We start from the raw sequence: 15760 nt of genomic DNA on the forward strand, positions 1-15760 counted from the left end.
CGAAGGGCGGGGTGGTCCTTAGTTGAGCAACGATCCGGGGCTCCGCTTCGCCCGGAATGACTTATGCTGTAGAGCTGTTCTGGAAAGCACGTTCATCTCTTTACACCACTGACTTCCCAAAGCGAAGTCACCCCGGCCTCCGAGCCGGGGTCTCCTCATATCCGTACAGACGATCGTTTCCGGTACGAGTATGTACTTGCCGTCAAGCGAAAATCTGGAGCAGGTATCTGCTAACAGCGTGCCCGTCCTGAAAAGCGTCGCATGAGATTAGCACGTCGCAACCCCTCCTCCTAAATCCCCCTCTGAGGGGACTTGATGGGGCCCCACGACTCTTTCACAGAATTACAGTGTCAGGCTCCCCTCCTACCGGCGCAGCCGGAAAGGAGGGGTGCCCGAAGGGCGGGGTGGTCCTTAGCCGAGCAACGATCCGGGGCTCCGCTTCGTCCGGGATGACTTGCGTTGTGGGGGCTTGCTCTGCAGTGGACCTGGACACTGAAGTTGCCCCATTTTAGCTCCCCTGCAATAGCACACCTTTCATTTGCGAACGCCCCCCTGCACGCCTACCTTATACCCCCTTGCCCATTGAAGTAAACCCAAGCTCTATGTCTGACCTCTCCGCCTTCGAATCCGAACTGCAACAGATCAAAGACGACGGCCTCTACAAAGAGGAGCGTGTCATCACCTCGCAGCAAGATGCCGACATTTCTGTGGCCTCGGGCGATGTGATTAACTTCTGCGCCAACAACTACCTCGGACTGGCCAACCACCCCGCCATCATGCAGTCCGCCAAAAACGGTGTAGATGAGTATGGCTTTGGTGTAGCGAGCGTCCGATTTATCTGCGGCACACAGACGGTGCATAAGGAGCTGGAGGATGCCCTGTCCAGCTTTCACGAGAAGGACGACACCATCCTCTACAATTCTTGCTTCGATGCGAATACGGGCCTCTTCGAAACGCTTCTGGGTCCAGGCGACGCCATCATCAGCGACCGGCTGAACCACGCCTCCATCATCGACGGCATCCGTCTGTGCAAGGCCGACCGCTACGTCTACCAGCACAGCGACATGGATGATCTGGAGACACAGCTTCAGGAGACACAGGATGCAGGCATCCGCCTGATTGCCACCGACGGCGTCTTTTCGATGGATGGCGACGTGGCGAAGCTCGACGAAATATGCGCGCTGGCGGATGCGTACGATGCGCTTGTTATGGTAGATGAGTGCCATGCCACCGGGTTTATGGGCGAAGGCGGACGCGGGGCCTCGGAGGCCAAGGGCGCGCTCCACGATGTAGACATCATCACGTCGACGCTGGGCAAAGCCCTGGGCGGCGCCACGGGCGGATTCACCACCGCCCAGCAGCCGATTGTAGACCTGCTGCGCCAGAAATCGCGTCCGTACCTCTTCTCGAATGCGGTGGCGCCGATGATCGCCAATGCAAGCCTGACGGTGCTCGATATGCTCACCGACAGTGCCAAGCGCCGCGAGCAGCTGTGGGAGAACACGCGCTACTTCCGCCAGGAGATGACCGAGCGCGGGTTCGACATCAAGCCGGGCGACCACCCGATCGTACCAATCATGCTGTACGAGGCCAAGCCCAGCGCCGAAATGGCCGACGCGCTGCTGGAGCGCGGCATCTACGTGATCAGCTTCAGCTACCCAGTGGTGCCCAAGGGCGAAGCGCGCATCCGCGTGCAGATGTCCGCCGCCCACGACCGCAACCACCTCGATCGCGCCATTGAGGCATTTACGGAGGTCGCGACCGAGCTGGGCGTGCTCGGGTCGCGATGATAATTCGAGTGTCCCCCTACGGAAAACGCCAGCGCGTGGCTGGCGTGCATGTCCGACGCGGCAGTCTCATGCGTTGCACCATGGCAGCCCGTCTCGAACAGCAACGCATGAGATTGATACGTCACGATCCCTCCCCCTAAATCCCCTTCCTCTGAGGGGGACTTGATCGGCTCCTTCTGCGCCCCTTTTGCAGAACTGCAGTGCCAAAGAGTCCCCTCCTACCGGCGCAGCCGGAAAGGAGGGATGCCCGAAGGGCGGGGTGGTCCTTGGTCGTGCAAAGATCCCCCGGGCTCCGCTGCGATTAAGGTGTCGCAACGTGTGAGTGTTTCTCAGGATTCTCATCACGAGGAAGGGGCGTAAAGCGACTGACGTGGTGGTGTGAGCGTAGCGAGCGAGTACTCCTGCAAGGCGATCTCATGTGCTCCATCATAGTTCTGTAGACTCGTGAATCCTCAGCCGCGAGAAGAGCTATAAGTTGTATACCAACAGTATTATGCAATGTATTCATGTAGCTATGGACTTACTTCCAAAAGTCTCAAGAGAGCGACTCCGCTCTTTTCTGTGGGGTATGGGAAGCATCCTTGATGTTTCAGGCCATGTCGATCTGCTTTCGAGGAAGCGTCGATCGTCCGATGCCGAAGCGCTGCATGAAGACTGGAGCCGTGTAGGAGACGACCTTTCCCGTAGTGCCTCTCACGTGATCACAGTCGAAACGAAGAATGCATCTGAAAAAGACACCTGTTCACAACCTATTTGATGCATGCCCTCTTCAGAAGAACATGATGCATCGCAGTCTGAGATTCCAGAAGAAAGCCCCTCTCCAGAAGCATCTGAATAGTCCCACAAAAGAACCTTTGATTATGTCATTGCGAGGAGCGCCAGCGACGTGGCAATCTTGTGCCTTATACGCAGGATAAACCGCTCTAACCGACGCATGAGATCGCCGCGTCGGTCGCAAGCTCCCTCCTCGCGATGACAAGGTGTAAATGCGTTTTTGCCGACTTACTTAGCTCTGTAGAAACCAGCGATGCCTCAGCAAAAAACACCGAAGCGTCCAGAGTTCGTCTCCTTCAAGCACAACAATTTTCTGGACCGCTTCCTCCACCCTCTGTTTTGGAAGGCTACAACGATGTCGTCCCAGATGCTGCGGAACGTATTCTCTCGATGGCACAGCGCGAGCAGACACATCGCCACGATTACGACAATCAGTTGGTCCAGCTTCTTTCGCGGGGACAGTGGTTCGGGTTTGCTCTCGGTATCACTGCGCTCATATCAGGTACATACTTGCTATCTATCGGGGCTAATCTCGGAGGGTTAGTTTCCTTGATTCTTGGGCTTGGGCCCATTATCGCAGCCTTTTTGTTTCAACGCTCGTTCTCTGATCCCAATCTGTCTCGGGAAAGCAAGGGCTCCAAAGTGGTAGAGTAGGTTGCTAAAGAGGTTCTGGACCTGGTCGCCAGAAAGGAGGGGCCCCGAAGGGCGGGGTGGTCCTGGTCGGATAAAGATCCCGGGTCTCCGCTCCGCTGCGCCCGGGATGACTTGTATTGTGGGTTTTGCTCTGCATCGGACCTTGCATTCTATTTTAGAACCTGTTTGGGTTTTGGTTTGCAGGCGAGAGCGAGGGCCGGTGAGGCGAAAATTGGACCACAATCGAGGTTCGTAGCCGGGGTTACGGGCCGAGATTGGGGACAATTTGCAGCCCAGCGAAACCGCTCGCAGCCCAAAGTAAGAAATCAAAACAGGTTCTTAGCGGCTCCCTTCAAAATCAAGTCACCCCGGGCTTGACCCGGGGTCTCCCCATACCCAGAAAGGCAACAGCCGTCAACACGAGCACATACTGCCGGCTGGCGACCATCCCAGGTGCATCGCTCTCCGCCTACCCCGCCGGATCGCACCCAATCCCCGTGCCCTGTATTTTAACGGATGCGAGCCGTACCTTGCGTACACCACCAGCCGTCTCGTATCCAGCCGTACTCACCCCGCCCATGCCTGCCCTCCTCCGCTGCGGACTCGTCGCTCTCGTTGGATGCCTCTTCTGGATGAACGCGTCTGTGGCCACGGCCCAGCAGAGCGGACTGCCGTTCATCAATAGCGACCTGCATCTTCTCATCGACCGGTACCAGACGCGCGGCGCGCTACCCGGGGCCGCCTCCTTTCACCGCCCGCTCCGCGCCGAGCATGCCCAGGCGCTGCTGGATTCGCTGGCGGCGCAGGGCCCGGTCTCTGCTGCTAAACAACGCACGATCGACCGGCTCCGCCATGAAGAACCCGCGCCCGGCGCGCAGTGGCTAAACCGGCGGTGGAGCGCGCTCTACCCAAACGGACAGAATCTCGTTCACGCCGACGGCGATGGCTACCGCGTCACCTTCGACCCCATCTACTACGGATACGTCGGCCCCATCAGCCACACCGGCAGCGACCCGCGCGCCGCCGACCTCGCTTGGCGTAACACCCGCGGCGTACGTGCGGCGGGGCACCTCGGACGCGTTTACTTCGACACCCGTGTCACCGAAAACCAACAACAAGACCTGCGGAATGCATTCGAGATCAACAATGGCGGACGTAAGGGCTCAGCCCCTCGCATCGGGTTCGTGCTCCAAAGTCCACAGGCAACGATCTATGACTATTTTGATGCAACAGGCATTGTCGGATTCGACGCCGATCCGGTTGATATCCAGTTTGGACGCACCGACCGGCACTGGGGCCACGGAATGAACAGTCTGATCCTCTCTAATTATGCATCGCCCTACGAGCAACTGCAGATTCAGGCGACGTACGGAGCCTTCGCATACACAACCATGTTTGCGCGCTTCATTGATGCTACTCGTATTCCAAGTCAGCGTGGTGTGGGGGATGCGGTCCAGCCCCGCCGCTATGCCGCCTTCCACCGGCTGGCGTACAACGTAAGCGAGCGCCTCACGCTCGGCCTCTTCGAGGCTACTGTCTTCGACCGGCGCTCATCCCCCAATGCTCCGCCGAAAGCCGTTCAGGCAACCTACCTGAATCCGATTATGCTGGTGCGCACGGTGGAGGCAGCAGCAAGCGGCCCGCATAATGTGATTACCGGATTCGATGCACAATGGCGTCCCACTGATGGACTCTCTGCATACACCCAGCTGGCGCTGAACGACTGGTCGCTTCAGCATCTGGGCACCGATCACTGGAAGAACCAGTGGGCCGGACTCGTTGGCATTCACCTGGCACCGGGCCGCGCCTCCGCCTGGTCGATGCGCGTGGAAGGCAGCCGCATCCGCCCCTTCTTCTATGCCGGACGCTTTACCTTCGACCGCTTTTCTCACTGGGGCGATGGTATCGGACACAGCGCCGGTCCCAATAGCTACGACGTGTCGGCTCGACTGGACTACCGTCCGCAGCACCGGTGGCGGGCCGGGCTCTGGTACCACCGCACTTGGCGCGGACGCGGCACCGACGACCAAAACGTAGGCGCGGATCTCCGCCGCTCTACCGATACGCGCTTCAGCGACCGGGTGCGTATGCTGGAGGGCATTCGTCAGGTGGAAGACGGGTTGGATGTGCACGTAGGCTACGAGTTGTTGCCTACACTCTTTTTGGATGCGCAGCTTCGTTTGCTTCGCATCGACGACGCAGAGCAGGGCATTGATTTGTTCGTTGCACCTGCGCTGGGTATCCGATGGGGCATGCCGTTCCAGCCGCGGCGGTTTTAGGGAATTGAGCACCTACATTCGTTATCCCAAACCGCGCGGAGATCCGAAGTAACTTGCTATTGAAAGACTCACGTTAGGAAAGTAGGACTTCCTCTACAAACAAACATACATTCACTAACAAACCCACAATACAAGTCATCCCGGACAAGGCGCCCCAGCGCCGCAGAGCCGGGATCTTGCCCTCTGAAGTTGTGGTAGGCCCGCTCTGTATTAAAACAGCGGTTTTCCTGAGATTATCGCTCAACGATGAGCGTGTACCCGGGTTGAAGCTTGTTGCACCTACGGATATGGGGAGACCCCGGGTCAAGCCCGGGGCGACTTACGCTGGAAGAGTGGCGATGTAAGAGAAATAGTTTGCACTCCAGAGGAAAAACCCACGCATTAGTCATCCCAAACCGCGCGGAGATCCGAAGTAACTTGCTATTGAAAGACTCACGTTAGGAAAGTAGGACTTCCTCTACAAACAAACATACATTCACTAACAAACCCACAATACAAGTCATCCCGGACAAGGCGCCCCAGCGCCGCAGAGCCGGGATCTTGCCCTCTGAAGTTGTGGTAGGCCCGCTCTGTATTAAAACAGCGGTTTTCCTGAGATTATCGCTCAACGATGAGCGTGTACCCGAGTTGAAGCTTGCTGCACCTACGGATATGGGGAGACCCCGGGTCAAGCCCGGGGCGACTTATGATGATGGGTTTGTCGTATAAGCAGGCTATATTTTCGGATCATAGAATAAACCCTGAACCAAGTCATCCAGATCCCGGATCAAGTCCGGGACAGGCAAGGCGCGCAAAGCCAGGATCTGATGCTTTGAAGTTGTGATAATCCCAGTGTGACTTACAGTGGACCCCGCATTCCAAGTACAACAGCGACAAGAAACAAAGATGCTCCCAGGTACATGGCACGCCGTGGATACGTTTACATCATGACCAATCGGAAAGAAGGCACACTCTACGTCGGCGTGACCAGCAATCTGGTCCGACGGGTCACCCAACACCGTCAGGGGGACGGGGCGCGCTTTGTGCAGAAATACCGACTACGCCGCCTTGTGTACGTGGAGGCCCACGCTGATATCCAAGAGGCAATCACCCGTGAGAAGCAGGTCAAACGATGGCATCGAGCGTGGAAACTGGAGTTGGTCACTTCGCTGAATCCAACCTGGCGTGACCTGTACGACGACATCTGCGCAGATCCTGTACCATGGTCGTGATAGGCGTACGGTAAGAAAGGAAGATTTCCCTCACTAACAAGCCCACAATCAAGTCATCCCGGACAAGGCGCCCCGCGCCGCAGAGCCGGGATCTTGACCTCTGAAGTTGTGGTAGGCCCACTCTGTATTCAAACAGCGGTTTTCCTGAGATTATCGCTCAACGACAGGCGATTAATCGCGTTGGAGGCGGCTGCTCATACGGCTATGGGAAAGCCCCGAGTCCCCGTATTACTGAATCAAGTTCAGTACAGGCGGAGTCCGGGCAGGCGGGGCCAGGGCGACTTGATATTCAGAGATCCACGGTGGGAAAGTAAGACTTTCTCCACGAACAAACTCGCAATTTAGTCATCCAGATCCCGGATCAAGTCTGGGACAGGCAAGGCGTGCCCGTACCTGAAGGCGATGCCAACGTGCGAGAACAGCGCCGAGATCCTTCCGCCTCGGCGTCAGGATGACGTTGTAGTGACAGGAAGGAGCCCCCATTCGCTTCCCTGGAGGTATCTGTTTAGCGGACTTCAACGATCGCCCTGGATATACGCTTCGCCCCTGATCCCGGGCTATGGTGCGATCTTTGGTCCTAATTGCCATCAGCAACTCTCGCTCTCTGGGCTGGGAAGTCGCTAAAGCAAGGTCAACCAGACGGTTGGAGTGGTTTAGGTTACAGGCTTCACGCCTCCCCGTGGCCCTCTCCGCGGTATGGACCCGTGTATGAAGCCCGTTCGGCCTCGAAGAAGTGGGCCGCCCGGACGAAGACCGGAGGGACGCGCCCGAAAATTGATCCTGTTTAAGCGAGCCTGCGAGTGAGTTTGATCAATTTTAGCGGACCAAAGGGCGCAGTCAGGCCCAGTTCTTCCAGCCTTGATCTTTTTGGTTCGTTTTTGCATCAAGGCAAAAATGAACGTGCCCATCGAAGTTGGACATGGCACCTTGTGCTACAAGCCAAAAGAATCTCTTGAGTATACACTAAACACGTACCCTGGAGAGGGGAGCGGTCGCGCCAACGGCTGAGGAAAGATACGACCATAAAAAATATATACGTCTTGTCATCGCGAGGAGGGAGCCTGCGACTGATCCGGCGATCTCATGCCGCCGTTTGATCGTAACGGCACCAGATTGCACCCAGAAGTACTCGTTCACTGCAGCCACAACGCGTCGTTGTTAGCGTTCCTCGCAATGACATCTCGTGTACCTGCCAGAACGACCCGTACCGAACTGCGTGTTCATTTCAGCGTTATCTACCCATCATGAATTCCAAACATGCTTGTGCCAAGCCATGCCGATCGACACGCTAAAGTCAAAACGCCGTCTCGTGGAAGAGTTTGGGGTGGATGATAAGCAGGCGGAAGGCATTGTGGAGCTCATTGCGCAATCAGAAGACCGGAGCGTTACCACTTCTGATCTCACCGCGTCAGAGGAGCGAATCAAGCGCACACTCACAAATCGCATCTACGGGGCTGCTGCGGCTATACCCACGATTCTTTCGCTACCGAATTATTTACTGGGGTAGATCACTTTTCTCTTCCAACAGCAATTGGGAAAGGGGAAAACAAACGGCAAGGCGTGGTATCAGTCACTCCCCTGGAGAGGGGGGCTGTCGCTTCAGCGGCTGAGGGGGGATGCGCACAGACCGACGGAGATGCAAACGGTGCCAACAGTGGTCGACACAAGGCACCTGGCTACGGGACCCTCCCAGTGCAGTCATCCACCAGTTATGTACAGCGAACCGAGTCGACTCTAAATAGGTTAGACCATTGAGTATTCAATCGAACAGCGCTTAAGAAAGCAATGCCGAAAACAGTCGAAGCGGTGGTTGATGAGCACGGACACATTCGCCTTCTGGAGCCGCTTACACTTCATGCCTCACAGCGCGTGCTTATCACCGTGTTGGAGGATGAGCCCGGAGCCGACACGCGCGACGTGAGTGAAACGGCTCTGCTCAGCGAAGACACACTCGCCGAGGACTGGAATCAAAAAGAAGAGGACGAGGCATGGAAGCACCTTCAGCCGGAGCAGTAGTTCTCATCTCGTTCCCGTTTTCGGACCTGTCTCGCTCGAAGCTCCGCCCGGCCGTCGTGCTGGCAAGCGTGAGCCGGGGCGATTACGTGCTCTGCCAGGTCACCAGCAACCCGTATGCGGATCCAAATGCCGTCGAATTGACGGAAGAGAATTTTCGAGAGGGAAGTCTGCAGAGGGTGAGCTACGCGCGACCGGGAAAGCTATTCACGGCGAACACTGATTTGTTTGAGGGTCAAGCCGGCCTGTTGAGCGAGGAGGTGCGTAGTAAGATCGTATCGGAAGTTGTCAGGTTGTTGCGTGCGGGTGAGATGCAATCAGAAAGCGAATAAGCCAGTCCATAACAAGGCGCTGATAGCCGACGAAGGGCTGAAGCCAAATTCGGACCGTAGCGCCTACGTTGTTCCTCTACTGAAACCTTTTCGTTTCCTTTCACTGCACCGCCTTCCCAATCGGCGTCCAGGGCTGGCTGAACTTGATCCAGGATCCAGATTTCACACCCAAAGGCCGATGCCACACATGAAAGGACGGCGATGAGATCCTTCCCCCGACGGTCGTCGTGGGTCAGGATGACGTTGAAGTGTGAGGTAAAGGAGCAGTCCCCCAACCGCTCCCCTGGAGAGAGGAGCTCTCGCGCTAGCGACTGAGGGGTGGATGCCCACAGACCGCCGGACACGAAAGCAGTCTCCGACTATGGGTTTCCTAGTTCGAGATAATGCTGTAAATCGCTCACCCCATTCTCTACCCCCAAGCGCTTGTTCTTCCGCAGGCTCTCCCCCCTCACCCTTGTTCCCTTCCCCGCGGGGAGAGGGAAACTCTACTGGTGGGCTTTTTTCTTCTTTTCCCGTCCAGTAACTCCTCGCAAGAAACTGCGGGAAGCCACAAACCCAACACGATCAAGTCCCTTCTCCCCAAGGGAGAAGGACAGGATGAGGGGAATACCTCCCCTGTGCAAAGCCACTGCCCCCTTCTCAACCTCCAACCTCGCTCACTCCCCCTCCCGCAGCTCACGGACGACCTTTGCCGGGTTCCCGGCTACGATGGTGCGAGGGGGCACATCGCGTGAGACAACGCTTCCGCCCCCCACAACACATCCCGCACCAAGCGTCACCCCCTTCAAGACCAGCGCGTTCATGCCAATGAAGACATCATCCTCGATGACAATGGGTCGCGTGGACCCGGCGTTGAAGTCGGCAGCCCGCCCTTCCGGCGTGAGCGGGTGAAAGTCGGTATCCACTACCTGCGCGTTCCCACCCACCTGCACGCGATCACCCATCGTGATGCGAGAGGCGGCCACAATCGTCGCACCCGTAAAGCCACATTCCTCGCCCATCACGATCTCAGCATCGGCGCTCCGCGTGGCGAGCACGACAGGGTGGACAGGCGCCAGTGGATTCGACCGGGCCCACGAGCGCAACACCAGTCCCGGACCCGCTTCAATCCGGCTACCTCGATGTTTCTGAATGATGGGACGTCCGAAGATGCGCCAGCCGGGCTTCCATGTGATACCCTGCCATGCAAACTGCATCCGCACCAGCGGGTAGAGGAGACGCCGTCGCATCTCCAGCCCCAAGAGCCAGGGCATATCACGGACTTTCTGTGCAGGCGAAGGAGCGTTCATACGCGTCAGGAAGAGAGATGCAATGAAGATCGATCAAGCCAGCGCTGGTGGAGACGTTCTGCCACTAAGAGCCGCGCACGGAGCACGGACTGCGTGTCGAGGGCCTCATCAAAAGATGCACGCACGGCGTTCTTAATGGCCGCACGCTGCTCGCTCGGCCCGGCGTGATAGCCGCGTTGCTCGTGCAACGCCGCGACGTTCTCATCGGTGTGCTCAAACGGCACGAAATCCGTTCCAAACCGGGCGTTGATGCGACGCACAACAGGGCCCACATCCTGAATCACCGCCTCAAACGGAGCCATCACGTACTGCCCCCGATATGCCTCTAACGCTTCATAGAACGCGATCCACGCCTCAACCTGTAGCGCAAAGGGGATTGGCGGTGCCCCGACAGCAGCCTCAGACGAGGTGCCCCGCGTCTGGTATCCCAGCGCTGTGAGCGAGATAACCGCGTCTTTGGGATCACGAATGAGCACCAGCGTCGGCACGCCCAACTCGCAGGCCCGCATTGCATTCGCTGCCACATGCGTATGGTCCGCCGTATTGATCGGCTCAGGTTGCGCAGCCGTGATTGCGCTTACAGTGAAACTGTTGGCCGAGCGCGGAAACCCCTCTATACAGAGATCCGTCTCCGCATCCACCAAGAGCCGATCGTGCCCCGACCGGAAACGATACACGGCAAAGTACAGCGCTGGACGCGTCCCTAAAAATGTCTTGAGCCGAAAGCGCCACACGCGCAGCCAGCGGGCCAGAGACTGATTCATGCGATGCAACGATGTGTGATAACAATACGTGACAAATGACTCCCTGCCTCGTAACTGATTGTAGCCCATAGGGATTCGCGGCAGGAATATTCATCCCGTGCATCCGTTCTGCTGAGCAGTCGGCGTTTTGTGCCCGCACGTATCGTCGTTGATGCGCAGCACCCCCCGCATCGAACACACATCTTCTCAACTTCGTAGCACGGATCCGTATATCTGTGCACTTACCTCTCATCTATGCGCGTCCTTGCTCTCTATACCGATGCGTTTGGCGGATACGGCGGCATCGCTACCGCAAACCGGCACTTCTTGCATGCCCTGTCTGCGTATCCTTCAGTACATGAAATTGTGGCCCTCCCGCTGCTCCAGCCGGAGCCTATCACCCACCCCCTTCCCCGGACATTGACCCGCTGTACCGATGGTTTGGGCGGAACCGGGGCCTACCTCCGGGCCCTGACGCGCTTACTGATGCGCGACCGTGCCTTCGATGCGATCTGGTGCGGGCATCTGCATCTCGTGCCCCCCGCCCTCGCCGCAAAAGCAGTAACCGGAGCGCCGGTCGTGCTCCACATTCACGGCGTAGACGCCTGGACACCCAGTCATCGGCGACTCGTGAACTGGATGGTGCCTCTCATTGATCACTTCATCAGCGTGGCCGAGGTTACGAAAGAGCGGTTTACTACGTGGAGTGGCGTAGCCTCTGAGCGCGGGCATGTGGTGCCCAATACGATTGACTTCTCTGGACTCTCACCGGGTCCCAAATGCCCGAACCTTATCACCCGATATGGGCTCGACGGCCCTGTGATTATGACCATGGGCCGGTTAGTTGGGCGCGAGCGGGCGAAGGGGTTTGACCAGGTGCTTGACGTGCTGCCCGCCCTCCTGGATGCACATCCTTCGCTCACTTACCTGATTGCCGGCAAGGGACCCGACCGCAACCGCCTCCTATCCAAAGCCAAACAGCTTGGCATCCGCGACCATGTGGTGTTTGCCGGATACGTCTCCGAATCCGAAAAAGCCGACCACTTTCGTCTGGCGGATGCGTACGTCATGCCCAGTCAGGGGGAAGGATTCGGGCTTGTGGTGCTCGAAGCGCTGGCGTGCGGCATTCCCGTCATCGGAAGCACTGCCGACGGCACAGCAGAAGCACTCCAGCACGGACGCTTTGGCGCACTTGTGGACCCGACCGATCACGATGCGCTGCACGACGCTATTCAGAAGATACTTCAGGATCCACCGTCTGTCGATCAGGAGGCTGTGCGTGCCCACTTCGGCCCCTCCGCCTACCAGCGCCGCGTGCACACACTTTGGGATACGCTGTTTGCGGAGGCACAGGAGACATCGGTTGCGTGAGGGAAGACGCCCTAAATCCGCTCCCCTGGAGAGGGGAGCTGGCGCGCAGCGACTGAGGGGTGGATTCGAGATCGCGCCGGGAATGCAAGAACCCAAGACACGCAGGATGAGGGGGGATTCTTTCCACCTGTGGCTCTTGCTCTTCTTGAAGGTCCAATTCCCCTCACCTCTGTCTCCTCTCCCCGCGGGAGAGGAGGACTCGATTTGAAGATTTTCCCTTTTCCTCCTGGCCCACTGTTGCCTGTAAGAAAGCACAGGAAGTGAAGACGTATCACCAAAGGGTCCCTTCTTCCCGACATCTGTCGGGAGAGAAGGACCCTGGATCGGTGTCCAGGGCAAGCAGGATGAGGGGCGTACATCATTCATGTAGGCTCCGCCTGCCCGCATGAATGAACCCCCTCACCCTTGTTCCCTCTTTCCGACAGCTGTCGGAAGAGAGGGAGACTCTGCTTGGGCGGTCTTTCCTTCCTTTCTCACACCAGCATGCCGGGAGATGGCTTCTCCCCATTCGCCATTTCAACCTCTACTCATGTGTTTTTAGCGTGAGCGCGAAGAACAAGGGGCTACTCCAACTGGAGCCGGACGAGATTAACATCACCGTCAAGCACACACGAGATATGGACTTCGTGCATCCAGAGCATACTCATACCGACCAGCGACTCGCCAGCCCCAATGACTTCTACGCGTCTCGTCTTTCCAGCAAATCGGATCCTTGCTTCATATTTCCGTACGATGCGAGATGACCCATCTGCCAGTATCACCTTTTCTCGCCCGAGCAACAAAAGATTATGCTCCGACACAACGTCATCGGGCAAAGCAACGAAACCATTAAATCCTGTGTCCAGAAGAGCTTCCACGCTGTGCTCTGCTTCATCTGACACAATGCTGAAATGCACTATGATTTCTTTGTGACGGTTAACCCGCCCGACTATAGCCATGTCTTTGTAAGAGGTGACTCCTTGGTTTTGATATTTGATGTGATGTCAGACGCCAATACTAACCTATCCGGTACGTGCTTTCGGAGCCGACACGGCGATACCAGATACGTCCGCGGGCATTGGGACATTGCTCCACAAGCTGGCGTGTAGCCTCCATCGCGTCCGAATCAACCGCATACGCTCCCGTCTCAATATCTATCGCCACAAACAAGTGTGCATCGTTCTCCATGTTTACATGGGGCCGGACGTTTCTCGCAAACAGCGCATTTCCCCGCCGGGCAAATTCTTCGTCACTGAGCGCTTCAATATCCATGGGGCGTGCAAAGGTTGGTACAGGCGATATATGTACTGGCGTTAGCATGAGCGGCTACCGTGTGTACCAAAAACAAGCCCCCCTCTTCCGGTTCCCGCTGAGCTAAGTGGACCCACAAAAGAATCTTTGGTAGCGGTAAGATGCTAAGTGGTCTACATCATTGCGACTCGCTTAAACCCCCTCCCAAATGAGCAGGGCCGCTCGATCGGGCAGCGCCTGCTGAACGCCGAGGAGATGGTTCCACCGAATGCCATTCGGCGGCCACATGGCCCTCCTCCGTCGGCCTTCGCTCACCATGACAGGTTTTTTGAAGGCGAAGGGCGGGGTGGAGTGGTCTGTACCATACACTTCTTGAATGACGCGCCTCCCTCACCAACGATACACCACACAAAAGCAGGAGAAGCAAAAACCCAACACCACCAAGTCCCTTCTCCCCAGGGGAGAAGGACAGGATGAGGGGTATATCACTCACTCCCGTAGCTCTACTCGCCCCTGCACCGCCCGGTACATCTCTACCAACCGCTGCCCCACCACCTCCAGGCTAAACGTCTCCGCCACCGCCTCAGGGCCGCGGGTGGCACAGATGGCCCGCCAATCCGGACGCGCCAGCACCTCTTGCAGCGCTTCCGCAATGGTGTCGGGCGTCCGGTCGGTGATGAGACCAAGGTCATGGGCCTCCACAAACGCACGCAACTGCACCGCATCAGAAATCACCACAGGGAGGCCCGCTGCCACCGCCTCCAGCACCGCCACGCCGAAGTTTTCCTGGTGCGAAGGCAGCGCAAATGCCCAGCTGGAGGCCAACAGACGCTGCTTCTCGGTCCCCGTCACAAATCCCGCGAAGGACACGTTGTCGTGCAGATCCAATGCCGCTACCGTCTCGTGGAGCGACTGGACATATGCTTCGGCCCCAGATCCGGCCACAATGAGTTCTGCATCAGGATGCGAAGCAACGACCTGCGCCCACGCCTCCAGCAGTCCCTTCACGTTCTTCTTCGGGTGCAGCCGCGACATGAATAGCACCGTGGGATGCGTGGTTGTATCCGCGCCCGAGCGGACTACATCACCGCGCCACGGCGGGGGTACGATGTGGGAGCGCCCCTCCAGCGCCAGATCGAACCGGCTCGCCTCCTCGCGTTCGGCCTCGGTCGTAAAGTGTATGGCATCGGCCCGTTGCAGCGCCGGACGATCCAGTAGCCGAAAGTAGAGCTGCTTGAGCGTAGACCGCCGCGAGAACGTGTAGCGCGAAAGCGTGCCAAACGGACGCATCACCGTTGGAGTGGTGGAGGCGACCGCGATGCGCGCGGACAGGCTGCTCACCGGGTTAAATAGCCCATGCACATGAATCACATCATAGCGGCATGCATGGCGGACCAGCCATGCCCACAGTCCCGGCGCAACCACCCAGGCATGACGCCCGACGGAGGCAAACGCGTGCACCCGTGTTGTATCGGGCAGGGCCTCCTGCAGCCAATCTCGATCCTTGGCCGCCACCGCTGGCGCGGCTACCTCAACCGTGAGGTCCTGTGTGGCTGCTGCGCGGGCATATCCGATAAGCGATTCGGTGGGTCCGCCAAACGCACGCGATACGTTTGGCATGACGTGGAGAATAGTCACGGGAATTGGAGGTATGATAGGTGGAATGCGATGTCGTTGGTGTGCGTCTTTGGCGTTATGGGTCGTGCTTTTCTTGATCGCCTGATTCCCCTCACCCTTGTTCCCTCTCCCCGCGGTATGAAGCCCTTCCGGCCTCGAAGAAGTGGGCCGCCCGGACGAAGCCCAGAGGGACGCGCCCGACAATTGATCCTGTTTGAACGAGCCTGCGAGTGAGTTTGATCAATTGTAGCGGACTGGAGGGCGCAGTCAGGCCCAGTTCTTCCAGCCTTGATCTTTTTGGTTCGTTTTTGCATCAAGGCAAAAATGAACACCAGCCTATATTCGACGCCCACAGCTATTCCAGGTTGTGTGCATAGACTAGCCCGGGAGAGGGAGACTTCAGTTGAAAGGTTCTGCTCTTCTTTTCCTCATCCAGTAACTCCTCGCAAGAGAGTGCGAGAAGCCGAAAACCCAACAC

The 15760-nt window shown here is 57.7% G+C and carries 13 protein-coding genes; 8 read left to right on the forward strand and 5 right to left on the reverse strand.

The window, feature by feature from the left end; genetic code table 11:
• The first annotated feature begins 602 nt into the window (after window positions 1-602).
• The 7 genes from kbl (at window position 603) to ACZ48V_RS13355 (ending at window position 9032) form a co-directional block, all read left to right on the forward strand.
• Window positions 603-1790, forward strand: coding sequence for a glycine C-acetyltransferase (gene kbl / locus ACZ48V_RS13325; protein WP_464539879.1), 1188 nt, complete (start codon window positions 603-605; stop codon window positions 1788-1790).
• Between the two features lie 972 nt (window positions 1791-2762).
• Window positions 2763-3218: a DUF2335 domain-containing protein gene (locus tag ACZ48V_RS13330; RefSeq protein ID WP_464539880.1), complete on the forward strand. Its 456-nt coding sequence runs from the start codon at window positions 2763-2765 to the stop codon at window positions 3216-3218.
• A gap of 557 nt (window positions 3219-3775) precedes the next feature.
• Window positions 3776-5476, forward strand: coding sequence for a hypothetical protein (locus ACZ48V_RS13335; RefSeq protein WP_464539882.1), 1701 nt, complete (start codon window positions 3776-3778; stop codon window positions 5474-5476).
• An 899-nt stretch (window positions 5477-6375) separates the two neighbouring features.
• Complete coding sequence (locus tag ACZ48V_RS13340) at window positions 6376-6687, forward strand: GIY-YIG nuclease family protein (RefSeq protein ID WP_464539883.1); 312 nt, start codon at window positions 6376-6378, stop codon at window positions 6685-6687.
• Window positions 6688-7960: 1273 nt separating this feature from the next.
• On the forward strand, window positions 7961-8194 hold the full coding sequence (locus ACZ48V_RS13345; RefSeq protein ID WP_464539885.1) for a hypothetical protein: 234 nt from the start codon (window positions 7961-7963) through the stop codon (window positions 8192-8194).
• A gap of 278 nt (window positions 8195-8472) precedes the next feature.
• A complete protein-coding gene (locus ACZ48V_RS13350) occupies window positions 8473-8703 on the forward strand; it encodes a hypothetical protein (RefSeq protein WP_464539886.1) in 231 nt (76 codons plus the stop codon).
• Window positions 8676-9032 (forward strand): type II toxin-antitoxin system PemK/MazF family toxin, encoded by a 357-nt coding sequence (locus ACZ48V_RS13355; RefSeq protein WP_464539888.1) that lies wholly within the window; start codon window positions 8676-8678, stop codon window positions 9030-9032. Before ACZ48V_RS13350 ends, ACZ48V_RS13355 begins: the two co-directional genes overlap by 28 nt.
• Window positions 9033-9688: 656 nt before the next feature.
• Here the strand turns inward: ACZ48V_RS13355 and ACZ48V_RS13360 are convergent.
• Window positions 9689-10321, reverse strand: coding sequence for an acyltransferase (locus ACZ48V_RS13360; RefSeq protein WP_464539889.1), 633 nt, complete (start codon window positions 10319-10321; stop codon window positions 9689-9691).
• A gap of 5 nt (window positions 10322-10326) precedes the next feature.
• Window positions 10327-11085, reverse strand: coding sequence for a hypothetical protein (locus tag ACZ48V_RS13365; protein WP_464539891.1), 759 nt, complete (start codon window positions 11083-11085; stop codon window positions 10327-10329).
• A gap of 234 nt (window positions 11086-11319) precedes the next feature.
• Here ACZ48V_RS13365 and ACZ48V_RS13370 point away from each other — a divergent pair, with 234 nt between their 5' ends.
• A complete protein-coding gene (locus tag ACZ48V_RS13370; protein ID WP_464539892.1) occupies window positions 11320-12435 on the forward strand; it encodes a glycosyltransferase family 4 protein in 1116 nt (371 codons plus the stop codon).
• Between the two features lie 563 nt (window positions 12436-12998).
• Here the strand turns inward: ACZ48V_RS13370 and ACZ48V_RS13375 are convergent.
• The 3 genes from ACZ48V_RS13375 to ACZ48V_RS13385 form a co-directional block, all read right to left on the reverse strand.
• The gene (locus tag ACZ48V_RS13375) at window positions 12999-13373 is read right to left on the reverse strand and encodes a hypothetical protein (RefSeq protein WP_464539894.1); all 375 of its coding nucleotides are present in this window, start codon (window positions 13371-13373) and stop codon (window positions 12999-13001) included.
• A gap of 58 nt (window positions 13374-13431) precedes the next feature.
• Window positions 13432-13686 carry a hypothetical protein gene (locus ACZ48V_RS13380; protein WP_464539895.1) on the reverse strand — a complete coding sequence of 85 codons (255 nt, stop codon included), beginning with the start codon at window positions 13684-13686 and terminating at the stop codon, window positions 13432-13434.
• A gap of 468 nt (window positions 13687-14154) precedes the next feature.
• Entirely contained in the window at window positions 14155-15285 is a 1131-nt protein-coding gene (locus ACZ48V_RS13385; RefSeq protein WP_464539897.1) for a glycosyltransferase, read from the reverse strand.
• Window positions 15286-15760: the final 475 nt, after the last annotated feature.

This window comes from Longimonas haloalkaliphila, from assembly GCF_055379825.1.